This window comes from Leptolyngbya sp. Cla-17 (genome assembly GCF_016807185.1).
Lineage (GTDB): Bacteria > Cyanobacteriota > Cyanobacteriia > Leptolyngbyales > Leptolyngbyaceae > ULC077BIN1.
The window spans coordinates 482,793-505,082 of record NZ_JAEVYN010000001.1 but is presented as its reverse complement, the minus strand read 5'-3'; the positions used below and the strand labels follow the sequence as shown (position 1 = coordinate 505,082).

The window sequence follows — 22,290 nt, the reverse complement described above, 5'->3', positions numbered from 1 at the left end:
TGAGGAGCTAGATGAATGGCAAAAGTTCGAGACTAAAGCTAATCGCCAAACGCTAATCACAACCTAGCGTTTCCCGCGTTTTTCTTCCCGTGACTGGATTGGTGCCTTTTGCGGTCTTGCATAACAAATCATGAGCATCTTGGCGCATCTCCACATCAGTAAAGTCTGCTCCGTCAATGATTGCTCCGTCAAACTTGGCATTAAAGGCAAATGCGCCCTCCAGCAAAGCATTGGTCAGGTTTGCCCTCGAAAATCGCGCTGTGTCTAGGGTCGTGGTGCGCAGGTCAGCCCCTGATAGATTGGCGTTATCTAAGTTGGCACTAAAAAAGCTTACGCCGCGCAGGTCTGCACCGCTAAAGTTACTTTCGCGTAGGTTTGCTTTCGTAAAACTATTGTCGGTTAGCACCTGTCCTGAAAAATCGGCACCGACTAAAAGCTCTCGATTGTAATCTTCTGCCCAAGCCGGAGCCACAGTAGAAAACCAGAACCCTGTCCCTATAGAAGCAATTAGGATAGCTGCGCTCAGTGCAACTATCTGTTTTTGTAAAACTTTCATAGCTGCCCAGATATCTTGGGCAAAACTCAGTGGGTTAAATCGCTGGTTATCCATTGCTGTCGCCTATTTGTCTATGAAAGTGATGAACCTGGTTAAAGTTTTGCATCAATGCCGTTTGAGAGCATTCAGCACAAACCACTATATTTGATCCTAACGGAACTGTTGACCATCATCAGCCGAGCGATCCAAACTGAAACAGTTGTACAAGGTTTTCTCAACTGCTTATGAGTGATCGCCTGACTCGATCGCCCTCCAAAATGGCTACCGCGGCGCTAGGTTCTCTCGGCGAGGATTTTGTGGCTCAGTGGGCAGAAGCACAAGGTTGGTTCATATTAGAGCGCCGTTGGCACTGCCGCTGGGGAGAATTGGATATTATCATGGCGCAGCGATCGCCCAATCCTTTACCCAATGCTGCTCAATGGTCGCTAGTCGCCTTTGTCGAAATTAAAACGCGTAGCTCTGGCAATTGGGATGAAAATGGCGCTTTGGCGATCACCCCTCACAAACAGGCAAAGCTGTGGCGGGCAGCAGAACTGTTTTTAAGCGCTCATCCTGCACTGGCAGAGTTGCCCTGCCGATTTGATGTGGCGCTAGTGATAGGGAAGCGACTGCGGGGCGAAATTGATTTGGCTGAGATAGACGGTACAACAGTGGCGATCGCTTCCGGCTACAAACTAAATCTACAAGAATATATTCCTGGAGCATTTGGTCAGTAGAAGAAAAGAGACAGAGATTAAGATCTAAAGATTGAAAGATCGAAGCTAACGCGATGTGCGACTAGAATTAGTCTGACACAAGCTGCTCAAACTGCAGCGGGTTGGGGCTGTGACGATTGAGCCATCGACAGACGGTGTGAGCTAACAGTTTACGATTGAGCCGACTAGTCAAGTGCCACAGGTCGCGTGCCCGAACTTTTTCAATTGAGAACCGTTCGACAAGCTGCCCAATCACGGTTTCAATGAGTCGTCGCACCCGCATGAGTAACTTAACCCAAGCCGGGTCTCGCTCATCGGGCATATTAGAACGTAGCGCCGTTTCTAGCTGGATACCGACCGCTTGGAGTTGATGCTCGAGTTGACCGGAGAGATACCCTTTGTCTCCAATTAGCAAACCGCGAACCGTCGATACGATGTCCCAGAGCGCTTCTCGCTCACTGCCATTGGCTGGAGTCAGGCTAAACCCAGTAATCACTCCGGTGGAACTGAGGAGCAAATGACCATGAAATCCATAGTAGGTCTGCTTTTTTGCCGCACAGTAGCCATAAGCGGCTTCCCCTTTGAAACTTCGACATCGCGGCGCACGGCTAAAGCCGCACAAAGGAATGGGGATGCCATCAATCAGATGAACGGCATCGGCAAATGCACCGAGTTGAATCGCGAACCGTTGCTGTAACAGTTCTTTGTATTGCCATAGGTTAGCGGCTTGTCGCACGAAGGCGGACCGACTGCTCAACCTTGGAAATAGACCCAGCCAATGCCTCCGAAAGTAGTGCCAAATCGCTTGGTCAGCATCAATCCCTTGGTACTCTGCCACAATTTCCATCGTCAGCACCTCACTGTCTGCTAAACCAGGAGCAAATCCTTTTTCTCGAATCGCTTGCCCTTGGGTGATCTCCTTGAGCAAGTCATCTACACAGCAAAAAACAGCGGTGATAAACTCTTCAATAGTAAACATCAGTCCCACTCCAGCTAGATAGGTTGTACGTCTAGCATTGTCCAGTGGGACTTTCCTTGCAACAACTTAGTTGCACATCGCGTAAGCTAAGAAAATTCAACACGAATTGTTGCCCTCTTCTCGCCACATAGAAACGAGTGCTCCTAACCTTCTCATTCCTCGGCAGATGTAAAGTTTTCTCCTTAAATAGGTTCAATTGCTAGAAAACTGAGGACAAATGTTACAAACTATTACGTAGAGACTTGGGGTGTGAACCCAATGCCGCACAATAATTTCGGAAGGTAATTGAGTTTGAAGGTTCTGCATAGCTGTTGCTGAAATCGCTTTAAACATCTGTTTCAGCATGCAGAGGCAAGGGTTTAATCCTTAATGCCGCATTGAGCCTTCCAAAGTCTGAATAAATCCTTTTTAAGGTGATTATTGAGTTTCTTTAAGTAGACTCAAAACGCCCTTAATTGGCTTTAGGCTGAGACTTAGCCCTCCGTTTGGGAATCCCCATCTAAACACAATCGGTTATATTTTTCTGGAGGAATCCATCAATGAGTATTGTCACGAAGTCAATCGTGAATGCAGACGCTGAAGCCCGCTACCTCAGCCCTGGTGAACTCGACCGGATTAAAGGCTTTGTCACCACTGGTGAAAAGCGTCTACGTATTGCTCAAACCCTGAGTGAATCCCGTGAGCGCATCGTTAAGCAAGCCGGCGATCAACTGTTTCAAAAGCGCCCCGATATCGTTTCTCCTGGTGGAAACGCATATGGCGAAGAAATGACCGCTACCTGCTTACGTGACCTAGATTATTATCTGCGTCTCGTTACCTACGGTGTTGTCGCAGGTGATGTTACTCCAATCGAAGAAATCGGTATCGTTGGCGTTCGCGAAATGTACAACTCCTTGGGCACCCCTATTCCTGCGGTTGCTGAAGGCGTTCGCGCAATGAAGAACGTTGCAGCATCGTTGCTTTCTGGTGATGATGCATCTGAAGCTGGTGCTTATTTCGACTACATTATCGGCGCAATGCAGTAAGAGGCTTCAGCAATTAGGAGCGAGTGGCTAGCAGTATAGCTAACGCCTGACACCTAAACATCTGACCCCTGTTTGTTTGCAACCCAAGCATTTCGTAAGACTACGTGATTTAAGGAATTTCAATCATGCAAGACGCAATTACCGCTGTCATTAATTCCTCTGATGTTCAAGGCAAATACCTTGATACATCTGCTTTGGAAAGACTAAAAGGCTACTTCAACACTGGCGAACTACGAGTTCGTGCAGCTACTGCAATTAGCTCCAATTCGGCTGCGATCGTCAAAGAAGCTGTGGCGAAATCCCTGCTTTACTCTGACATCACCCGTCCCGGTGGCAACATGTACACCACCCGTCGTTACGCTGCTTGCATCCGTGACCTCGACTATTACCTGCGTTACTCTACCTATGCAATGCTGGCTGGCGATCCTTCCATTTTGGATGAGCGCGTGCTAAACGGTTTGAAAGAAACCTACAACTCCCTAGGTGTACCCATTTCTGCAACTGTGCAAGCCATTCAAGCGATTAAAGAAGTTGCTGCGGGGCTTGTGGGTGCTGATGCTGGTAAAGAGCTAGGCGTTTACCTTGACTACATTTCTTCTGGCTTAAGCTAACTGAAAGGCTATCAGCTTAGCAATTAGTGAAGTAGATTCTTGTGAGGTTTGGAAGTCTAGGGTGATGATTAGCTCATTGAAGACTATCTTCATCGGCAGATTGGTTTTGATGATCTAGTGTGACTCTTCACTTCCAGCCTTACAGTAGATAAGTTAAAAAAATTGAGATTGTAAAGTTATACGTTTGTCTGAAGTTCATCGTAATTACTTTTTGGTATTCAGTTTTTGATTTTGGTTCCCCTTTCCAATTTGCGACCTTTGTCTCAAATTAAAAAATCTTCAGCCCACTCAGGAGAAAGCCTTCCATGCGTATGTTCAAGATTACCGCTTGTGTTCCTAGCCAAACTCGTATTCGGACGCAGCGCGAACTTCAAAATACATTTTTTACAAAGCTAGTTCCCTACGAAAACTGGTTTCGTGAACAGCAACGAATTCAAAAGATGGGTGGCAAAATTGTTAAGGTTGAGTTGGCAACTGGTAAACCAGGCGCAAATACTGGTTTGGCATAACTAAGTTTTTTGTTTCAAGGATTACGAGTTTATTCCAATACCTATCGAAAAAGAGGTTAACGACCTCTTTTTTTGTGCATGAAGAGGACAAAGTGAACGATCGCTCCACTACGATCGCAAATCACGAAATCAGCCATCCTCAGTGGCAGACAGCGGCAGATTGGACTCAGTTGGTTTCAGGGTGCGTTCATATCTGGCAGGCTACCTCGTGTCAATCGCCGCAGATTTTAGGTCAACTGCTGCAAACCCTTTCGCAGGATGAACAAAATCGGGCAGGGCGGCTGCGATTTGACCACCATCGATACCGAGCGATCGCCAGCCGGGGTATCTTGCGATCAATTTTGGCACGTTACTTGAACTGTGATCCCGAAGCGGTGCAGTTTCAGTATGGACCCCAGGGAAAACCAATGGTTGATACCAGAATTCTACCAAACCTGGAATTTAACCTGTCTCATTCTCAAGATGTCGTTGTCTGCGCGATCGCTCTACAGCCAGTCGGGATCGACGTAGAATTTTTCAGAGAGATTACTTATTGCGATCAATTAATCCAACGTTATTTTTCTGTGCAAGAGCAAGCGATGCTCAATTCCCTCTCTGTCGAAGCGAAACGACAGGCTTTTTTTCATTATTGGACCTGTAAAGAAGCTATGCTAAAAGCGTTAGGTTTTGGCATTTCTGATTTAAAGAGAGTTGAGCTGAACCCTATGGGTAAACGCATGCAGCTATCCTCTGTTACTGGATGCCACCAACTTGTATCATCTTGGCATCTGCACTCTTTCGAGCCAGCACCCAACTATCTTGCAAGTATTGCGATCGAATTACCGACAATGCAGCTTAAATATTGGCAGTGGTAGTTGCTGCAAAATTTGACAGGTTTACATCCAATGCGAAAGTATTAATTAAAGTACTGAGGAATATATTAAAGTACTGAGGAATATATGCGATCGCTCTTCAGATTGATCGGATTTAAGCAGCTCAATCTAATCGGATAAAACCGTGTCTTTTTAGTGAGTAGGATATCTTTTGATATCAGAACCGTTTGCAATGCTTTCTAAATCTCAGGACATATATGCCAGAATGTCATTGCATCGCGGATTCCTCTATCTTGCGACTCACCTAGTGTGATGATAGAGAAGCACCCCAGATAATCACGCTCAAATGACCTGGGGTAACGGCAACATTGGAATGCAATTACACGGACAAGGATCAATCGCTTCATGGACTTTTCGATCGCAGCCCTGCTGGCAAACTTTACAGACGATAAACTGGTTGCGCCTAAGGCGTTAGAAAAGAAACTGGATTGCAAAGACGACATCAGCATTCGCAAGCTGCAAATTGCTTTGGATGCTCTGGAAAAAATTGGCGTGTTGGCAAAAGATCGAGGACGCTATCGTCGCATCTCAGAAGATGGGGTGATCGAAGGTAAGTTGCGCTGCTCTAGTAAAGGGTTTTGCTTTGCAATTCAAGATGTTGAAGGAGCGGACGACATTTATATCCGCGAGAGCCAGTTAAACAACGCTTGGAACAGCGATCGTGTGCTGGTCAAAGTGACCAAAGAAGGGAGTCGTCGCCGCAGCCCTGAGGGAGAAGTAAAACTAATTTTAGAGCGTTCTAATCCTTCGATTTTGGCGCGAGTGAAGCAGGGCGAAGAAGGGTTCCGGGCTGTGCCCTTAGACGATCGCCTCCTGTTTGAACTGCACTTGCAATTGAATGGAGAAAGTTTAGAGCAGGCGATTGATCAGCTTGTTCATATCCAAGTTCTGCGTTATCCCTTAGGTCAACAGCCACCTATCGGCAAGGTTGCCCGCGTCTTAGGCGGTGACTCCGATGCTTCCGATGTGGATATTGTCTGCTGCAAGCATGATCTCTTACTGAGTTTTCCCGAAGCTGTGCAACAGGCTGCCAAAGCCCTGCCCGCCAAAGTCACTAAAACTGAACTCAAAAAGCGGCTTGATTTGCGCGACTTGACTACCATTTCCATTAAGGCAGATAGCCAGCAAGCTAATCCTGACAGCATCGACGATGCGATTACGCTAGAAAAAACAGAGGCAGGGCATTGGCGATTGGGCGTTCATATTGCTGATGTCTCTCACTATGTAGAACCAGATTCAGCCATCGATCGCGAAGCGCAAAAACGCGGAGTCTCAGTTTATTTAGGAGACTTAATTGTGCCCATGCTGCCCCCGCAGCTTAGTGGCAACCTGTGTGCCTTTTTAGTGGGTAAAGAGCGGTTAGCCGTCTCCGTTTTAGTCACCCTAGACGCTGAAGGACAGGTAATCGAGTATGAAATTCAGCCCACTGCCATCCAGGTAGACTATCAACTCAACTACCAACAAGCTCAGGCAATTTTAGAGCGGAATGCTGCCGAGGCCCCTGCAATTGACATACAAGATTTTGCCCCAATTTTTGACCTGCTAGACAACATGGCAACAGTCAGCCAAGTTCTCAAAGAGCAACGCCGCCAGCGAGGAGCCTTTGAACTCAACCTGCCCGAAAAGAACCTGGCTAGTCGAAACTCTGAAAGCGACACCACGCTACAATTCACACCCAAATTTCACTATGACGATGAAGGCGCACTCGGTGCCATGGTGGTTTCTCCTTCTGTGCCCACCCACGCCATGCTTGCAGAGTGGATGTTGCTGGCGAACCAGCTAGTAGCCTCTCACTTGCAAACATTAGGCACTCCTGGCATTTATCGGGTGCATCCAACGCCTGACCCGGATGATGTGCAGGAACTAATGAAGCTATCTGCCAGTATGGGGATTGACCTACGGCTTGGGCAAGATGATGTAGTCAAACCCCAAGATTATCAAGCCTTTACTCAAAAGTTTGCAGAATCCGATGCCGAACGCGTTCTCACCTATCTGCTTTTAGAAACGCTCAAGCCTGCCTTTTACAGCACAACTCCTAAATCTCACTTTGGGCTGGGGTTAGATCATGGCTATACCCATTTCACCTCACCGGTGCGACGCTATCCCGATTTACTGGTACACCGAGTTCTGCATGCGATGTTCAACCATGGGCGCGATCGCAAATCAACCCGCGCTAAAGAAGTCGTAAATCTACGCCATAGCAACGCCCAAGGAGAAATTAGCTGGAATGTATTGCCGCCAGAGATGCACCAGGAGATGGAAGCTTACTTCCATGCGGTAGTGATTCATTTGACCGAGCGAGAGCGGATTGCCCAAGAAGCGGAACAAGACCTAGAAGGGCTGAAAAAAGCTGAACTGATGCGAGAGCGCACGGGTGAAATCTTCCATGGTCTGATTACAGGGGTTCAGTCCTACGGGCTATTTGTGGAAATTGAAGAATTGCTGGTCGAAGGGCTGGTACATGTTAGTTCTCTTAAAGACGACTGGTATGAATATCGCTCTCGTCAGCAAACCTTGGTGGGTCGCAAAAATCGGAAACAGTATCGCCTGGGCGATCGCATCGAAGTTCAAGTGAAAAGCGTCGATTACTATCGTCAACAGATCGACCTGTTGGCAGTGGGCGGCGGCAGCGAAGCGAGCGATGACGAACTTGAAGGCGAAGACACTGATAGAGAAGACACTGATAGAGAAGACATTAATAGGGAAGACAATCCTGAAAACGGCAGTGAGGAATGATAGGGTGAGGCAGTAGGGTCATTTCGTGAAACGATCCAACTAGGGCTTTTCTCCTCCAATCTTCAATTCCCGTGCATTCCCATCCCCTCATTCTCGGTATTACTGGTGCTTCTGGGCTAGTCTATGCTGTGCGATCGCTCAAATTTCTATTGCAAGCGGGCTACGCGGTTGAACTGGTGGCTTCTAAATCTGTTTACATGGTGTGGCAGGCAGAGCAATCTCTGCGAATGCCGACCGATCTTGCCCAGCAAGAAGAGTTTTGGCGACAGCAATCTGGTGTAGAAACAGGGGGTAAGTTGATCTGCCATGCTTGGAGCAATGTGGGAGCCACAATCGCCAGTGGCTCGTTCCGCACAGTCGGCATGGTTATCATTCCCTGTAGCATGAGTACTGTTGGCAAACTGGCGGCGGGTCTCAGTTCCGATCTGCTAGAACGTGCTGCTGATGTGCAGCTAAAAGAAGGGCGCAAACTCATACTCGTTCCCCGCGAAACTCCCTTCAGCCTGATTCACTTGCGAAATTTGACTACTCTGGCAGAAGCCGGTGCCCGGATCGTTCCCGCCATTCCCGCTTGGTATCACCAGCCCCAAACCATTGAAGATTTAGTCGATTTCGTCGTCGCCCGTGCCTTGGATCAGTTAGATATTGATTGCGTACCATTAAAACGGTGGCAAGGCAAAGGGGAGTAGGACGTTTTCCACTACAGCACCCAAATACACCGCAGCACAGGTATGAGTCCAACTCGTTGATCATTCATTGCCCATAGTTGAGTTTTAGCTATCCTGAGTACACTCATTATTTGTTTGGAAGTGCAGGATCTTTTCGGCAAGTGCTTAGGGGTAGTTGCTTTGCCTTATAAATAGTTGTAATTCTCTTGGTTCTTCGATTAGCCAAGACATCCAGGCAAGCGCAAGCGTATCCATAACCGCCATTTGTTGCAACATACTCCCTTACAGACAAATCCGGGATCGCATCCATCCCCTTAGCGCGATAGCCTCCCTGGGCTGAAATAGTCCACGTACCATCTCTGTCAACCAACCACCAATTTGCAGGAGTTGGATTTTGGAGCCATCCACATCTTTTCTCGGCTGCATAACTGTGCGGTGCAAAACCAACTAATATCGATACGAAAGAAAGGCAGAAGAGTAAGCTTTTTTTCATGATGGGCGGCTTTACGAATTGAGTTCAATCAAAGACTAGAATGCCCGAAAAATAAGCACATTGAACCGTCCCTTTCATTCTGAGCTAAGCTGAAAGCTCGTTGCTGTGGTGTTAAACCATGCTGTTTCGTTTGGTCTTGCTATTGGCGATTGTGGGAGCAATGACGTTATTCACGCTCCAAAATCTTACTCCGGTGTTGCCGCTGGTGTTTTTGGGCAGCCCAACTCCGGCGTTACCGCTGTCCTGGTGGATATTGGGGGCGATCGCCACAGGAGCATTGACTACTCTTGCTATCACTTTTTTGGTGGGGTTATCCAATTTTTTGACCGGGCAAGTGGTGCGCTCTCAAGTTCGGTCATCGTCGCGTCGTAAACCCGTTTCAGAGCCTTTTTCAAAAACATCTGCCGAGAATAGAACAGCGGCGGCAGCAGCGGCAAGTCAAGCGAAACCCTCTGAGGCAGAAGGAGATGCAGCTTGGCAGGATTGGCGCGGTTATGAAACCTCTTCTTCACAATCTGCGGCAAGTCGATCAGCAACCCGCCCTCAATCGGATCAGAATGATGATATGGATGATTGGGAAGGGGGCATGAGCGATGATTGGGATGAGGCACCCACCCAGCAACCTCGTGATCGCGGTGATCGCGTTCCGCCTTACGTCGCTCCATCTGCTCCGCCAGAGCGCGATCGCTTTGAGCGAACCCAGCAGCCCCAACAAGGATCTGCCTCTGGTTCTTATTCCTATAGTTATCGCGAACCGAAACCGTCAGACAGTAGCAAATCGGATCGCGGCAAATCGGATCGCGGCAGAAGTGAGCAGGTCGTCGATGCGGATTTTCGAGTCTTGGTGCCACCCTATCGAGCGCTAGAGGACGATGTCCCGCCGCCAAGCAACTTGGCACGCGACCCCGACAGTTGGTTTGAAGAGGAGGAGGAAGGGGATGAGCGACGATCGCCGCGTTAGATTGCGCCCCTATTATCATGTCGGTATTTTGACAAGAAGGCGATCGCGAAACCATGAACGATTTTTTGAAAGGCACTAATCTTTACCTAATCGGCATGATGGGAGCCGGAAAAACGACTTTAGGCAAGCACTTAGCTCAAGAGTTGGGCTACCGATTTTTTGATACGGACAGCGTGATTGAGCAGGTGGCGCAGCAGTCGATTCCTGACTTGTTTGCCGCTGAAGGCGAATCAGGCTTTCGAGCGCTGGAAACCCAAGTGTTAGCGGAGTTATCGGCCTATACACGGCTGGCGATCGCCACGGGGGGTGGGATTGTGCTACGCCAGCAAAACTGGAGCTATCTTCGGCATGGCATTATTGTGTGGCTAGATGTGCCGCTGTCAGAGCTTCATCGCCGCCTGCAAGAAGATCAACACCGCCCCTTGTTGCAAACCTCAGAGCAAGCTCCAGAGCAAGCCCCAGACCTCAGCCTGCGTTTGCAAACGCTGATGGATCAAAGGCAGGCGCTGTATGCCCAGGCAGATGTGCAGGTGTCGTACATCCCTAACGAATCGCTAAATCAATTGGCTGCTAGGGCGATAGAACATATTCGCCAACGGCTGAAGCCAATCGATGAACCGGATTATGGTAACTAAAACAAGTTTCAACCCTTAGAGCCAACACTGTAAAGTAAGATGCTCTACGGATTCACATTTAACCGCTACCGTGTATTTTGTCTACAGAGTGTTTACATTGTCTATGGAGGGTGAATGACCCAAGGTCGCCTGTTGCCAGCGCCATCATCTCAACCGACTGTTTCTACGCCCGTATTTAGCGATGCCGGCAAGACACACAATGGGCTTTGGGTGGAAGTGTTGGTCGATTGTCCGGGTGTGCAGGGAGTTTTCACCTATGGTCTGCCAGTTGGGCTAAGAGTGCATCCGGGAGACATTCTTAGCGTGCCGTTTGGGGCGCAGCAGTTAGGCGGTGTGGTGGTGCGGAACGTAGATGAACTGCCCGCTGGAGTGAACCTAGCTCAGCTACGGGAGATTGATGGGGTCATTGCACGAGGCTTTTTTCCGCCCGCTTATTGGGAAATTTTGCTACGCGTTGCTGAATACTACTGTACGCCGTTAATGCAAGTGATTCGGATGGCGTTGCCGACTGGGTTGCTGGGGCGATCGCAACGTCGAATTCGGCTAAGTCAGGAGCAGGAGCTAGAGCCACCTTTAGAAGTGCTGTCTGCTCTTTCGCCCGTAGCCCACCAACTGCTGACGTTGCTTCAGTCTAGTAAAACGGGTGACTACAGTTGGCAGTATTTGCAGCGTCAACAGTCACAAGCTTACGGGGGGCTGCAAGAATTGCTCAAACTGGGTTGGGTCGAAAGCTACTTGCAGCCCCCGACCTCAATCCGTCCCAAGCAACGACAGGCAGTAACGCTGGTTGATCAAGCAGATGGGCTGTTAAGCCCCCGCCAGCAGGAAGTGCTGCGAGTGTTGCAGCGTCAAGGGGGAGAGCTTTGGCTGACTGATCTATTGGCGCTGTGCCAGACCAGTTCCACAACACTGAAGGCGATTGCCCAAAAAGGCTACTTGGTAATTCAGCCGCGAGAAGTGTTGCGATCGGAGACGAGTGGCAGTGCTACGCCCGATACTCCTAAAACTCTCACCACCGATCAGGCAACTGCACTGGCTACTATTCAGTCACTGACTGGATATATCTCGGTGTTGCTGCATGGGGTAACCGGATCGGGCAAAACTGAGGTCTATCTCCAAGCGATCGCGCCACTGTTGCACCAGGGAAAATCGGCGATCGTCCTCGTGCCTGAAATTGGTTTAACACCCCAACTCACTGATCGCTTTCGCGCCCGGTTTGGCGATCGGGTTTGCGTCTATCACAGCGCCTTATCCGATGGGGAGCGCTACGACACTTGGCGGCAACTGCTCACGGGCACAGCGCAGGTAGTGATTGGCACTCGCTCTGCTATTTTTGCACCGCTGTCCAACTTGGGTTTAATTATTTTAGATGAAGAACACGACAGCAGTTTTAAGCAAGATCAACCTTCTCCCTGCTATCACGCCCGCACCGTTGCCCATTGGCGGGCTCAGTTAGAACACTGCCCTTTGATTCTCGGATCTGCCACCCCCTCGTTAGAGACTTGGCTAGCGGTGAAGGACACAGATGAAAGTCTGAATAGTCAGCACGATACGACAGGTCAAGAGAGTAATAGAGCTGCTTCTCGTCTGCCTTCTATTTACCTTTCTTTGCCAACTCGCGTTCAGGCTCGTCCAATGCCAGCGATCGAGGTGGTGGATATGCGGCAAGAATTGGGACGAGGCAATCGCTCTATCTTTAGCCAAGCCTTGCAAGCGGCGCTGCATCAGTTACACGAGTCTAGGGAACAGGGAATTTTGTTTATCCAGCGACGAGGACACAGTACTTTTGTTTCCTGTCGAAGCTGTGGCTATGTAGTGATGTGTCCTCATTGCGATGTGTCCCTTGCCTATCACCAGATCCACGCTGAGGCGCGTCCTGTGCTGCGTTGCCACTACTGCAACTACACTCAGGCTCATCCAGAAGTTTGCCCCCAATGCCAGTCGCCCTATTTCAAACACTTTGGCAGCGGCACTCAGCGCGTGACTCAATCGTTAGAGCAAGAATTCCCGAAGCTGCGAGTCCTCCGGTTTGACAGCGACACAACCCGAACCAAAGGTGCCCATAGATCGCTGCTGACCCGATTTGCCCAGGGAGAAGCCGATTTACTGGTCGGCACTCAGATGTTAACAAAGGGGATTGATTTGCCCCAGGTGACCCTAGTGGGCATTGTGGCAGCAGATGGACTGCTGCATCTATCCGATTATCGTGCCAGCGAGCGCACCTTTCAGGTGTTGACTCAGGTGGCAGGGCGCTGTGGGCGAGGAGATCGCCCCGGGCGAGTCATTTTGCAAACTTATTCCCCCGACCATTCAGTCATCAACGCTGTCCAACAGCAGCAGTACGAATCCTTTGTCCAAACCGAACTTGAGCAGCGGGAAATGCTCAACTATCCCCCTTATGGTCGCCTAATTTTGCTCAAGTTCAGTGGGCTAAGCCCCGGCATTGTGCAAACGACAGCGGCACAGATTGCAGCAGCGCTCAAACCATTGCAAGAGCAAGGAGTAGAGCGATTAGGTCCAACGGCGGCAACCATTGAGCGCGTTGCCCGTCGTTATCGCTGGCAAATTTTGCTCAAGATTCCGGCAACTGTGACGATCTCGGCCTCTTTTCTCTCCGATCTGCGTGACCTTTGCCCCAGTTCTGTGAGCTTCACTATTGATATTGATCCGTTGCATATTGGCTAAAAGCCAGGATCAGGCTTGAACGTGGGTTCAGTCGAACGGAGAATCAGGAGGCAGTCGGGAATCCGATTTTCGCCTCTGGCAAGATGAGCATGGCATCACCAAAAGAATAGAAGCGATAGTCTGCCGCGATCGCTTGCTCATACAGATCCAGCAACCGCGATCGCCCAATTAATCCACTCACCAGCATCAGCAAACTTGATTTGGGTAGATGAAAATTGGTAATTAACCCATCCACCACCCGCCATTCATAGCCCGGATAAATAAACAGGTCCACCTTACCCTGGAACGGCTGGATTGCCCCTGTTTGGGCGGCTCCTTCCAAGGCTCGAACCGCAGTCGTGCCTACAGCAATCACCCGCCCGCCTGCCGCCTTCGTTTTGCGAATCAGTTCCACGGTTTCTAACGGCACTTCTGCCCATTCTGAATGCATTTGGTGAACCGTGATGTCTTCAGCTTCCACGGGGCGAAAGGTGCCCACCCCAACGTGAAGCGTTACAAACGCTTGCTGAATTCCCTTCCCCTGAAGAGTTTGCAGCAGTTCAGGGGTGAAATGCAGCCCTGCGGTTGGAGCGGCAACGGCTCCCAGGCGATCGGCGTAAACCGTTTGATATTGGGCTGGGTCGCTGTCAGGGTTGGTGATGTATGGGGGTAAAGGCATCTGCCCATAGGTCTCTAACCAATCCTGTAAGGATTGACCGGACGGCAGGTTAAACTGCAAAATTCGTCCGCTAGTGGCGCTATCCGTTGCCAGAACATTTGCAGAAACTGTAGAAGAGTCCAAACTAGAGTCAGACTTGTCTGGAGGTTGCCCAAACCAAATTTGTGTTCCCGGTTTTAAGCGTCGTCCTGGCTTCACCAACGCTAACCAGCGATGAGAAAAATCATGGTTGGGCGCTCCATCTTCTGGTTGAGGCTCTAAAAGCAATACTTCCACAGGCATCCCACTCGATTTACAACCGTGGAGTCGAGCAGGCAGCACGCGAGTGTTGTTTAAGACTAGAAGGTCACCCGATCGCAACCAGTTGGGCAAGTCCCGAAAGATGCCATGGGCTTGCTGCAAATTCTCTTTCACCACTAACAGCCGAGCAGTGTCTCTGGGTACAGTCGGAGTCTGGGCAATGCGCTCGGTGGGGAGAATATAGTCATAAGCGGCAAGCACGCGATCGCGGTTCACAGTTGCCCTTCCAATCTTTGCCTTCCTATTAAAGCATTCTCTCGCCTCAACGCTACCCAGTAAAATTGGGTGGAAACCCTCTCTAATACGGGGGCTTTTCCCCTAACCGCCGCATCATTATAAGCGTGATTATGATATCACCCGCACCGATGATTGCACCTATGGACTACGTTTACTTTTTAGCCAACACTAGCCTGACGTTGAGAGTGGTTGAGTTTTTGCACAAGGGTTATTTGCCGGTGCGCTTCATGAGTGTGATTCATCAGATTGATGGCTGGCTAATTCGAGTCAAACTGAGCGAATATTTAGAGCCGCATCAGCATGGAGATTTTCAGGCGTTTATGAATGAACTGGGAATTCCTCATGAACCCAACATTCGGATTCAAATGGCAATGTGGGGCTTAGAAACAGGTCAATCTCCCGTGGCAGTGATGCAGCGCTATCAAGTGGCAGTGGTTTCTCATGGCATACCCGACCGAGAAGAAATTGAAGAGTTTCGCACGCAATTTGTTCGGGGTTTAGGCTATTGTCCAGAAACTTTAGCGTAATTGAGCCATGAAGAAAACATTACTCACAGTCGTTTGTGTGAGCCTTGGTCTGATCGCGATCGCCTGTGCTCCCAGCGCAAATCCACCCCGTGCCACGCCCGCATCTCCTAGCCCATCGCCACAAGAATCTTCAGCACCCATAACTCAAGTCAAGCCGCCGCAGGAAGCGCCACCTACCAAGCCATAGGGCGGGTGTAGTGACGAATGGCGAGGTGAATTGCCTTGAAGGAGTCTGAATAAACACACTCAGCACTCAAAACTCCCAAACGATGGTTGTGGATTTTTAAGGTTGGGGCTGATCGATAGGAAGCTCAATCATAAATTCGGCACCTAAGCCAACCTCAGAGACGCACTCCAGCAGCCCTTGATGTTGGTTGACAATAGTTTGATAGCTGACGGTGAGTCCTAAACCGCTGCCCTGCCCGACATCTTTAGTGGTGAAAAAGGGATCGAAAATTTGGGATTGAATCGATTGGAGAATGCCGGGTCCATTGTCGGTGATGATGATGCGAACCTTGGCGGGTTGGATGGCTGTGGCTGCAACAAAATCGGTTGAGATCGCGATCGTTTTCTGTTCTCCTTGCCAGCCATTGAGCGCTTCTGCGGCATTTAGCAAAATGTTCATAATTGCCTGATTCAACTGCTGTGGATAGCAAGTCACTAACGGCAACTGTCCGTAATTCCGTATGACTTGAATCTCATCGCTACACTGGCTGCGTAAAAACAACAGCGTACTTTCCAGTCCTTCATGAATATCCACAGCCTTGCATTGTGCTTCATCTAGACGGGCAAAGTTTCGCAGCGACAGTACGATTTGGCGAATGCGATCGGCTCCCGACTTCATCGAAGTCAAAATTCGAGGTAGATCTGCCAGCAGAAAATCAAGCTCAATGGCTTCTCCTCGTTGCTGTAGCGTTGCGCTCTGATCACACTGCTCTTGATAAGTGTGGATCAAATCGGTCAGATCCTGGACGTAATTTTCGACATAGGGCAGGTTGCCAGAGATGAAATTAATAGGGTTGTTGATTTCGTGGGCAACTCCTGCCACTACGCGCCCTAAGCTGGACATTTTTTCGCTTTGGATGAGTTGAGTTTGAGTTAACCGAAGTTGATGCAGTGTTTCCACCAAATGCTTTGCCTGAGCCTCACTTGCGATCGCCTGTTGCTGCGTTTGAGCATATAGATGAGCTTGCTTAATTGAAATTGCTAGCTGATCGGCAACCGCTTGAGCCAATTTTTGGTCGTTCTTTGACCAGTAGCGCACTTGAGCACACTGATTGAGATATAAAATCGCGTAAAGATTCTCGCCTGCCTGCACAGGGATGACTAAGGATGATTTGATTTCTGCCTGTTGATACTCTGGGTTGTTTTGCCCAATTCGGGGATCTTGGGCGACATCAGCGATCGCTACAGGACGGCGATTTTGAACCACCCACTGGGTAATAGGACCACTCAGGTCGAATTCTATGACCGATGGCAAAAACGGCGGACGACAGACCTCATACAGATGTTTCTCGCGCGAAATGGATTGACGAGCGAGAGGCGTGTTGAGGTATTCAGACCCGTCTTTAGAATTGGGTGAATTTAGATCTTCAACTAAGTGAACCAGACAGCGATCAATGGCAAGAGCATTTAACAGTTGGGTGATCGCTCCTTTCAAAATTGTTGATAGTTCAAAGCTCTGCCGAGTTTGCGCGGTTATGAGGTTCACCAGTCTTTCTCGCTGGGCTTGCTTTTGACTTTTCTCATAAAGCTGCGCCTGTCCAATGGCAATCTCAAGCTGTTGAGCGATCGATTGCAACAGTTCCACTTCAGCGGCTGACCAATGGCGGGGTTTTTCTGAAAAACAGGCGAGGAAACCAATGGCACCTGATTGAATGTTGAGTGGCACCAACATATTGGCGATCGAGCCAAGAATTGGTGTCTTCGTGCGACTAGAGGAGCGATGGAAAAATGGCAATTTCTGCAACCATGCGTCGATCTCTGAGCGCGCTGTTCCGTGATTAATCACCAGTTCTCCACGGGCGATCGCGTCGGATAAACTGCCAAATGTTTCCATTGGGTAATAGCCCAGTCTAGACACTTTCAACGGTGAACTCAGGTTTGCAGGAGTTTCAGATGGCTTAGACTGCTGGGCGCTCTCACAAATAATCTGAATGCGGTGCGTGTCGTGAAAGTACCAAAAAAAACTACAGCGATCGACCTGCAATAAATCGGCAACTTCATCTACAGCGGTCTGCAAAACGACTTTCAGTTCTAACGAAGTGCGGATGCGATCCACCACCGATCTCAGGATTGAGTGATGCGATTGAGGCAGCCAAAATCGACTGAGTGAAAATCCAGATTTTAAGTGACGAGAAAAAGGTACGGCGCTCAACGAAAAACTCATAGTTGTTTTCTAAAAAGCAGGCTGATCTGGAAAAAACTCTATCTTGAGATAGAAACTCTTCTCCATCATCTGGATGATGTTCGATAAAGTTTGTAGTGTAAGCTATCAAACCATCCATGCTAAAACCCTGAACTAATTAAATAGTGGCAGTAAACCCTGAGCGATTTTTCTTTAAGGGTTCCCCAATCTCTTCTTCCTTTAGCTTACGCTTACCCTATGAAGCTTCTTCAGTTCAGTACTTCGCACTATTGCCGTAAAGCTCGATTGGCACTGGGCTATAAGCAGATTGCCTACACCGTAGAAAATCTGACACCGGGTTTACATGCCCTTCGATTGAAGCCATTAACCGGGCTGACGACGCTGCCCGTACTGCTTCCTGAACAGGAGGGATTACCAGAGGCGATCGCAGACTCTACTCAAATCCTTCACTTTTTGCAAACCTATCAGCCACAGCCATCTTATGAGCTAACCGATCCAATCTTGCAATCCCAGGCCTGTATGGTGGAGGACTGGCTAGATGAAAGCATTGGCGTGGCGGCTCGGTTTGTTTACTACCAGTTTCGATCGCGCGAGGGCAAGCAGCTTGACCCATCCCTTTCGAGTCAGTTAGTCATTCAGGTGGTCCGATGGCAGTATGGAATTGATGCAGCCGCTGTAGATTTGGCGACCAAACGCTTAGATATCGCCTTAACAGAACTGGCGCATCGGTGGCACGAGCAGTCCTACTTAGTAAACAATCAGTTCAGTGTGGCAGATATTGCCGCCGCCGCCTTGCTAAGTCCGTTGGCACGGATTCCCTATTACCGTCAAACCTACCCCTGGCTATTTGCCCGGATTGTCGAGGTGCATCACCATTGTGGAGAGCCATTGCCTCCTGGGCTAGAGGAATAACAATGGACGAAAACATGCGATCGCGTAGAAAATCCCGCTGACCTACTGGCATTCTTCGTCTTGACTCAGCTCTCGTCCTTGAGCACCGCTGCAAGAAGCTGGCTTTGCAGATGTCGAAGCCTCAACTCACGACTTGCTGCTTGAGTGTGCTCCTAATTTTGAGAGGGCAGTTGTCTACAGGGCGCTATTCTGGTTGATTAGAGTGGTTTCACCATGGATAAACTCCCGTTGCTCTGTCCCGCCTGCCAAGGCTAACCTATAGTTGCAGAGAGGCTCTTTAGATCTAGGCAATTAGGCTTGAGAGTGTTAAGTCTCTCCTGCGAGTTTAAGAGACAAGGGTGTGATAATGCGAGTTTAAGAGACAAGGGTGTGATAAATCGATGGGAAACGCACCATCAATTCTGCAAAATGATGTTGAGACGACAGGGCAATGAGCGTGTTTTTTCATAAAGACGACCAATTAGAAGAACTCGGCGATCGCATCCTAGCCGCGACCTGGGAAGCATTTTCAACGTTGGCGCAAAACCAGATTGCTCTGACTTGGCTGGTGTATGACCTGCCTGCCCCGATCAATACGGGCGGTGCACTCACCCCGGAAGAGTTTTGGAAATATTCGCCGCGTGGTTATAGCTATCGCGGCGTGGAGTCGATTTATCCTGCCAGTGTGGTCAAGTTGTTTTATCTAGTGGCGATGCATGAATGGCTAGAACGAGGCATGGCGCAACCTTCAGCCGAACTCGATCGCGCCATCCGGGACATGATAGTGGATTCCAGCAACGATGCCACCGGCTTGATTGTAGATGTGTTGACTGGAACGACCAGCGGACCAGCGCTTGCACCAGGTCCCTTTGAAACGTGGCAGCAGCAGCGCCATTTAATCAATCGCTACTTTCAGTCCTTTGGCTGGGAGGAATTGAAAACCATCAACGTCTGCCAAAAAACTTGGTGTGATGGTCCCTATGGGCGCGAACGCGCTTTTTATGGCGACATGATGGAAAACCGTAATTGGCTGACCGCGATCGCCACGGCACGCTTGCTGCACAGCATTGTTGGTGGAGTGGCAGTCTCTTCGGCGCGATCGCAGTCAATGATGGCGTTACTTCGGCGATCGCTGCAACCTGAAGACCTACTAGCCGACCCGGAGAATCAAGTGACGGGTTTCTTGGGGGGTGGATTACCGCTGAATGCGTGTGTTTGTTCTAAAGCTGGACTGATGAGCCGCGTTCGACATGATGCCGCTTACATTGAACTGCCCGACTTCAATCCTTACCTGCTCGTCGTGTTCACCGAAGGCAAGCAACATAGCAGTAATGAGTCTATCCTGCCGTTTGTCTCTCATCAGATCGCTGAAGCGATGCGATCGCTCTCAAACTAAACAGCTTTTGCAAACGCCGGAGATCGTTACTTCTCGCGACAGATGTGAACTTTCCTCGGTTCAACTAATATTCTAGAACCGATTAATAAAGTGTCCTGGTAAAGCTAAATTTACCTTTGAATAAAGGTTAGTTTTTTTCTAGAGATAAATTTATCAATTTCAACTAAAGACAAATTCCCATTTGTCCGGTTGCGGTGGTTGCCATGGGGGTGTATCAACCACTGTTAGAAAGCTGACCTAGGCTGTTGCAGGCTTGCCCCAGCAGCACTGTCCTAAGCTTTCTAGATCAACATTATGTCCGTGCTCTGCCTACCTTAAATTTGAGGAGTTCATACCGTGAGATTCTGCTTAGCTCAACGTATTCTTATACTTACTGCCTTAACTACCTTTTGCCTTCAAGTATCTGCCCAGGCTGCATCCGCTAGCGACCCTGTTAATCCATCGCCCGCTGAAATCGGTGAGATCTCCCCATTAACTGTCGATGTCACTCCGTTAGATTCATCAGTAGCGCCTCAGGCAGAAACTCTGCTTGAGTCCGACAATTTTAGTGCCAATGAACTGTTGACTCCCGTCCCCGGAACGACCTCAACTTCTGCTACAACACTCGTCACTCAATCATCCTTGGAGGTTGCTCAGACACCTGCGTTGACTCAGACGCCCCCTGCAACAGAACAGGCGGCGGTGACTCCCAGAAAACTGAGCTTGAATGGACGCAGTTATGTGGGAGTGGGAGTGAACATTGGGGTGACAGGCGATACGGCGATCGGTAATACGAGCTTTGCTGCTTTTAGTAAAGTTGCTCTAACTGATTTTGCCTCTGTTCGCCCAGCGATGTTTGTGACAGACGCAGTTACATTTCTTGTGCCGCTCACCTACGACTTTCCGCTTGTGTCCGCCGGGGCAATTCAGTTTAACCCCTATGTTGGTGCTGGAATTGCCATTTCAACCCGGAATGAGGCAGTTGATTTTATAGTAACAGGCGGACTAGATTTTCCAATTACAGATCGCCTGACTGCAACTGCCGCTGCTAACTTCGCGCCTGCTGGTGGTCTAGATGTCGGCTTAGTATTTGGAATTGCCTACACCTTTGGTCGCTAGGCTAGCTCAACATCTTACTGAGGCTTGACCTTACCCACAGTTGTTAGTTTGCCATCGGCTTCTACCTTCCACACATCGTATACGCCAATGACATCACCATTTCCGTCCACATCTACGTTGCCGCTTGCCCCTTGATAGTTAATATCTTTACCTTCCTTCAGTAGCTTCAAGCCTTTGCAGACATCAGACACTTCCACACCCGGTGCATTGGCGACCTCACGCAATTTCCCTTTGATGGCTTCCCCGGTATTGGTTTTAGCAGCTTGAGCAGATAGTGCTAGCAATGCTCCAGCGTCCCAGGCGTGGGCAGCATACTGTACAGGAGGTTTAGTGAATTTTGCTTGCCACAGCTTGACGAACTGATCGAGGGCTTTGCCATCGGCACCGGGCACAGTGCCCAAAGCACCCGCTAGAATAAATTTGCCATCACTAGTTTTACCAACTTGCCCAGGAAACAAGTCTGATTTGGAGCCATCGGCAAGCAAAAGCTGTACATCTTTGCTTAAGCCTTGCTCATAGGCGGTTTTTAAGAGTAAAGCGCCTGTTTCGGCATAGGCGATCGCGACGACTGCTTCCGGTTGACCGCTAAATGCTGCCTGAACTTCCGTTTCAAAAGTGGTAGCTTTGGGATCGTAGCGGGTGGGCTTAGCTTCATTCGTGACCGTGCCGCCCAACTTTTTGAATGAGACAACAAATTCCTTCTCAAATCCCACGCCATAGTCGTTGTTGATCACCACGGTGGCAACCTTTTTGATCCCTTTGTCAAATGCCAATTTTGCCAGGGCTTGGGCTTGGTAGGTATCGGGTGGTGCTGTACGCGCCCAAAACCCTTGAAAGTCGCCCTTTTTAGCACGCTCTGTAAATACGGGGCTAGTGCTACCAGGAGAGATTAGCATCACTTTATTGCGAGCTGCGATCGGCGTTGCGGCAGAAGACACACTGCTAGCAAAGGAACCTACGACCCCCGCTACCTTATCCACTTCTGCCAGTTTGGTCATGCCATCCGCTCCAGCGGTGGGGTCAGTTTGGTCATCGGTGTTTGGCACGAGGGTGATCGCTGCTCCGTTCACGCCGCCGCATTGGTTTACGGTTTCGACCAGCAGAGGCACCGCTGCCAACATTGGTTGCCCCACTGAAGATAAATCACCCGTAGCAGGCAACAAAGAGCCAATTTTTAAGCTTTGAGCCTCTCCGGTTGCTGAGGATTGAGTAGTGGTCGAGCCAGATTGCGATCCAGAGGGAGGATTTTGATCTTGGCAGGCAGCCGTGATCATGCCAGTAGCCAGAGTTATCGTTGCCAGAGCGAAGGCTTTCCGAAGGTTGAAGCGATATGTTGATGCCAAATTACTCATTGCAGTGTCAAATTCCTCATGGTTCCACGTCCATTCAG

General features: G+C 49.4%; 21 protein-coding genes. 15 read left to right on the top strand and 6 right to left on the bottom strand.

Annotated features, from left to right (window positions below; genetic code table 11):
• Nucleotides 1-52 precede the first annotated feature (52 nt).
• On the bottom strand, nucleotides 53-610 hold the full coding sequence (locus JOY44_RS02440; RefSeq protein ID WP_197984902.1) for a pentapeptide repeat-containing protein: 558 nt from the start codon (nucleotides 608-610) through the stop codon (nucleotides 53-55).
• A 170-nt stretch (nucleotides 611-780) separates the two neighbouring features.
• Between JOY44_RS02440 and JOY44_RS02435 the strand changes: the two genes are divergently transcribed.
• A complete protein-coding gene (locus JOY44_RS02435) occupies nucleotides 781-1,272 on the top strand; it encodes a YraN family protein (RefSeq protein ID WP_197984901.1) in 492 nt (163 codons plus the stop codon).
• Between the two features lie 67 nt (nucleotides 1,273-1,339).
• On the opposite strand, the gene JOY44_RS02430 is transcribed toward JOY44_RS02435, so the two are convergent.
• Entirely contained in the window at nucleotides 1,340-2,230 is an 891-nt protein-coding gene (locus JOY44_RS02430) for an IS982 family transposase (RefSeq protein ID WP_171572156.1), read from the bottom strand.
• Nucleotides 2,231-2,769: 539 nt separating this feature from the next.
• Between JOY44_RS02430 and apcA the strand changes: the two genes are divergently transcribed.
• The 6 genes from apcA to JOY44_RS02400 all read left to right on the top strand — a co-directional run bounded on the left by apcA (nucleotide 2,770) and on the right by JOY44_RS02400 (nucleotide 8,672).
• Nucleotides 2,770-3,255, top strand: a complete 486-nt coding sequence (gene apcA, locus JOY44_RS02425) for an allophycocyanin subunit alpha (protein WP_171572155.1) — start codon at nucleotides 2,770-2,772, stop codon at nucleotides 3,253-3,255.
• A gap of 125 nt (nucleotides 3,256-3,380) precedes the next feature.
• Nucleotides 3,381-3,866, top strand: a complete 486-nt coding sequence (apcB, locus tag JOY44_RS02420) for an allophycocyanin subunit beta (RefSeq protein WP_171572154.1) — start codon at nucleotides 3,381-3,383, stop codon at nucleotides 3,864-3,866.
• 305 nt (nucleotides 3,867-4,171) lie between these two features.
• Nucleotides 4,172-4,375, top strand: coding sequence for a phycobilisome linker polypeptide (locus tag JOY44_RS02415; protein WP_171572153.1), 204 nt, complete (start codon nucleotides 4,172-4,174; stop codon nucleotides 4,373-4,375).
• A 92-nt stretch (nucleotides 4,376-4,467) separates the two neighbouring features.
• Nucleotides 4,468-5,229 (top strand): 4'-phosphopantetheinyl transferase family protein, encoded by a 762-nt coding sequence (locus tag JOY44_RS02410; protein WP_207211151.1) that lies wholly within the window; start codon nucleotides 4,468-4,470, stop codon nucleotides 5,227-5,229.
• A 363-nt stretch (nucleotides 5,230-5,592) separates the two neighbouring features.
• Nucleotides 5,593-7,983: a ribonuclease R family protein gene (locus JOY44_RS02405; protein ID WP_171572151.1), complete on the top strand. Its 2,391-nt coding sequence runs from the start codon at nucleotides 5,593-5,595 to the stop codon at nucleotides 7,981-7,983.
• Nucleotides 7,984-8,054: 71 nt separating this feature from the next.
• A complete protein-coding gene (locus JOY44_RS02400; protein WP_197984900.1) occupies nucleotides 8,055-8,672 on the top strand; it encodes a flavin prenyltransferase UbiX in 618 nt (205 codons plus the stop codon).
• A 106-nt stretch (nucleotides 8,673-8,778) separates the two neighbouring features.
• Here JOY44_RS02400 and JOY44_RS32750 read toward each other — a convergent pair whose 3' ends face one another.
• Nucleotides 8,779-9,144: a DUF4087 domain-containing protein gene (locus JOY44_RS32750; RefSeq protein WP_171572150.1), complete on the bottom strand. Its 366-nt coding sequence runs from the start codon at nucleotides 9,142-9,144 to the stop codon at nucleotides 8,779-8,781.
• A gap of 118 nt (nucleotides 9,145-9,262) precedes the next feature.
• Between JOY44_RS32750 and JOY44_RS02390 the strand changes: the two genes are divergently transcribed.
• From JOY44_RS02390 to priA, 3 genes are all read left to right on the top strand, one after another.
• The gene (locus JOY44_RS02390; RefSeq protein WP_171572149.1) at nucleotides 9,263-10,105 is read left to right on the top strand and encodes a hypothetical protein; all 843 of its coding nucleotides are present in this window, start codon (nucleotides 9,263-9,265) and stop codon (nucleotides 10,103-10,105) included.
• A gap of 53 nt (nucleotides 10,106-10,158) precedes the next feature.
• On the top strand, nucleotides 10,159-10,740 hold the full coding sequence (locus tag JOY44_RS02385; RefSeq protein WP_171572148.1) for a shikimate kinase: 582 nt from the start codon (nucleotides 10,159-10,161) through the stop codon (nucleotides 10,738-10,740).
• A gap of 114 nt (nucleotides 10,741-10,854) precedes the next feature.
• Nucleotides 10,855-13,425 carry a primosomal protein N' gene (gene priA / locus JOY44_RS02380; RefSeq protein ID WP_171572147.1) on the top strand — a complete coding sequence of 857 codons (2,571 nt, stop codon included), beginning with the start codon at nucleotides 10,855-10,857 and terminating at the stop codon, nucleotides 13,423-13,425.
• Nucleotides 13,426-13,468: 43 nt separating this feature from the next.
• Here priA and queA read toward each other — a convergent pair whose 3' ends face one another.
• On the bottom strand, nucleotides 13,469-14,599 hold the full coding sequence (gene queA, locus JOY44_RS02375) for a tRNA preQ1(34) S-adenosylmethionine ribosyltransferase-isomerase QueA (RefSeq protein ID WP_171572146.1): 1,131 nt from the start codon (nucleotides 14,597-14,599) through the stop codon (nucleotides 13,469-13,471).
• Nucleotides 14,600-14,760: 161 nt separating this feature from the next.
• Between queA and JOY44_RS02370 the strand changes: the two genes are divergently transcribed.
• Nucleotides 14,761-15,147 carry a hypothetical protein gene (locus tag JOY44_RS02370; RefSeq protein WP_171573651.1) on the top strand — a complete coding sequence of 129 codons (387 nt, stop codon included), beginning with the start codon at nucleotides 14,761-14,763 and terminating at the stop codon, nucleotides 15,145-15,147.
• Nucleotides 15,148-15,154: 7 nt separating this feature from the next.
• Entirely contained in the window at nucleotides 15,155-15,334 is a 180-nt protein-coding gene (locus tag JOY44_RS02365; RefSeq protein ID WP_171572145.1) for a hypothetical protein, read from the top strand.
• Nucleotides 15,335-15,430: 96 nt separating this feature from the next.
• On the opposite strand, the gene JOY44_RS02360 is transcribed toward JOY44_RS02365, so the two are convergent.
• Nucleotides 15,431-17,536 (bottom strand): GAF domain-containing protein, encoded by a 2,106-nt coding sequence (locus JOY44_RS02360; RefSeq protein WP_171572144.1) that lies wholly within the window; start codon nucleotides 17,534-17,536, stop codon nucleotides 15,431-15,433.
• A gap of 216 nt (nucleotides 17,537-17,752) precedes the next feature.
• Here JOY44_RS02360 and JOY44_RS02355 point away from each other — a divergent pair, with 216 nt between their 5' ends.
• The 3 genes from JOY44_RS02355 to JOY44_RS02345 all read left to right on the top strand — a co-directional run bounded on the left by JOY44_RS02355 (nucleotide 17,753) and on the right by JOY44_RS02345 (nucleotide 20,900).
• Entirely contained in the window at nucleotides 17,753-18,427 is a 675-nt protein-coding gene (locus JOY44_RS02355; RefSeq protein ID WP_171572143.1) for a glutathione S-transferase family protein, read from the top strand.
• A 430-nt stretch (nucleotides 18,428-18,857) separates the two neighbouring features.
• Entirely contained in the window at nucleotides 18,858-19,802 is a 945-nt protein-coding gene (locus tag JOY44_RS02350; RefSeq protein ID WP_171572142.1) for a serine hydrolase, read from the top strand.
• Between the two features lie 336 nt (nucleotides 19,803-20,138).
• Complete coding sequence (locus JOY44_RS02345) at nucleotides 20,139-20,900, top strand: hypothetical protein (RefSeq protein WP_171572141.1); 762 nt, start codon at nucleotides 20,139-20,141, stop codon at nucleotides 20,898-20,900.
• Nucleotides 20,901-20,914: 14 nt separating this feature from the next.
• On the opposite strand, the gene JOY44_RS02340 is transcribed toward JOY44_RS02345, so the two are convergent.
• Nucleotides 20,915-22,252 (bottom strand): ABC transporter substrate-binding protein, encoded by a 1,338-nt coding sequence (locus JOY44_RS02340; protein ID WP_171572140.1) that lies wholly within the window; start codon nucleotides 22,250-22,252, stop codon nucleotides 20,915-20,917.
• Nucleotides 22,253-22,290: the final 38 nt, after the last annotated feature.

Excerpts from the sequence above, each read along its gene's own strand:
- JOY44_RS02440 (WP_197984902.1), bottom strand. The coding sequence starts at position 610 with ATGGATAACCAGCGATTTAACCCACTGAGTTTTGCCCAAGATATCTGG.
- JOY44_RS02435 (WP_197984901.1), top strand. The coding sequence starts at position 781 with ATGAGTGATCGCCTGACTCGATCGCCCTCCAAAATGGCTACCGCGGCG.
- JOY44_RS02430 (WP_171572156.1), bottom strand. The coding sequence starts at position 2,230 with ATGTTTACTATTGAAGAGTTTATCACCGCTGTTTTTTGCTGTGTAGAT.
- apcA (WP_171572155.1), top strand. The coding sequence starts at position 2,770 with ATGAGTATTGTCACGAAGTCAATCGTGAATGCAGACGCTGAAGCCCGC.
- apcB (WP_171572154.1), top strand. The coding sequence starts at position 3,381 with ATGCAAGACGCAATTACCGCTGTCATTAATTCCTCTGATGTTCAAGGC.
- JOY44_RS02415 (WP_171572153.1), top strand. The coding sequence starts at position 4,172 with ATGCGTATGTTCAAGATTACCGCTTGTGTTCCTAGCCAAACTCGTATT.
- JOY44_RS02405 (WP_171572151.1), top strand. The coding sequence starts at position 5,593 with ATGGACTTTTCGATCGCAGCCCTGCTGGCAAACTTTACAGACGATAAA.
- JOY44_RS32750 (WP_171572150.1), bottom strand. The coding sequence starts at position 9,144 with ATGAAAAAAAGCTTACTCTTCTGCCTTTCTTTCGTATCGATATTAGTT.
- JOY44_RS02390 (WP_171572149.1), top strand. The coding sequence starts at position 9,263 with ATGCTGTTTCGTTTGGTCTTGCTATTGGCGATTGTGGGAGCAATGACG.
- JOY44_RS02385 (WP_171572148.1), top strand. The coding sequence starts at position 10,159 with ATGAACGATTTTTTGAAAGGCACTAATCTTTACCTAATCGGCATGATG.
- priA (WP_171572147.1), top strand. The coding sequence starts at position 10,855 with ATGACCCAAGGTCGCCTGTTGCCAGCGCCATCATCTCAACCGACTGTT.
- JOY44_RS02370 (WP_171573651.1), top strand. The coding sequence starts at position 14,761 with ATGGACTACGTTTACTTTTTAGCCAACACTAGCCTGACGTTGAGAGTG.
- JOY44_RS02365 (WP_171572145.1), top strand. The coding sequence starts at position 15,155 with ATGAAGAAAACATTACTCACAGTCGTTTGTGTGAGCCTTGGTCTGATC.
- JOY44_RS02360 (WP_171572144.1), bottom strand. The coding sequence starts at position 17,536 with ATGAGTTTTTCGTTGAGCGCCGTACCTTTTTCTCGTCACTTAAAATCT.
- JOY44_RS02355 (WP_171572143.1), top strand. The coding sequence starts at position 17,753 with ATGAAGCTTCTTCAGTTCAGTACTTCGCACTATTGCCGTAAAGCTCGA.
- JOY44_RS02350 (WP_171572142.1), top strand. The coding sequence starts at position 18,858 with ATGAGCGTGTTTTTTCATAAAGACGACCAATTAGAAGAACTCGGCGAT.
- JOY44_RS02340 (WP_171572140.1), bottom strand. The coding sequence starts at position 22,252 with ATGAGTAATTTGGCATCAACATATCGCTTCAACCTTCGGAAAGCCTTC.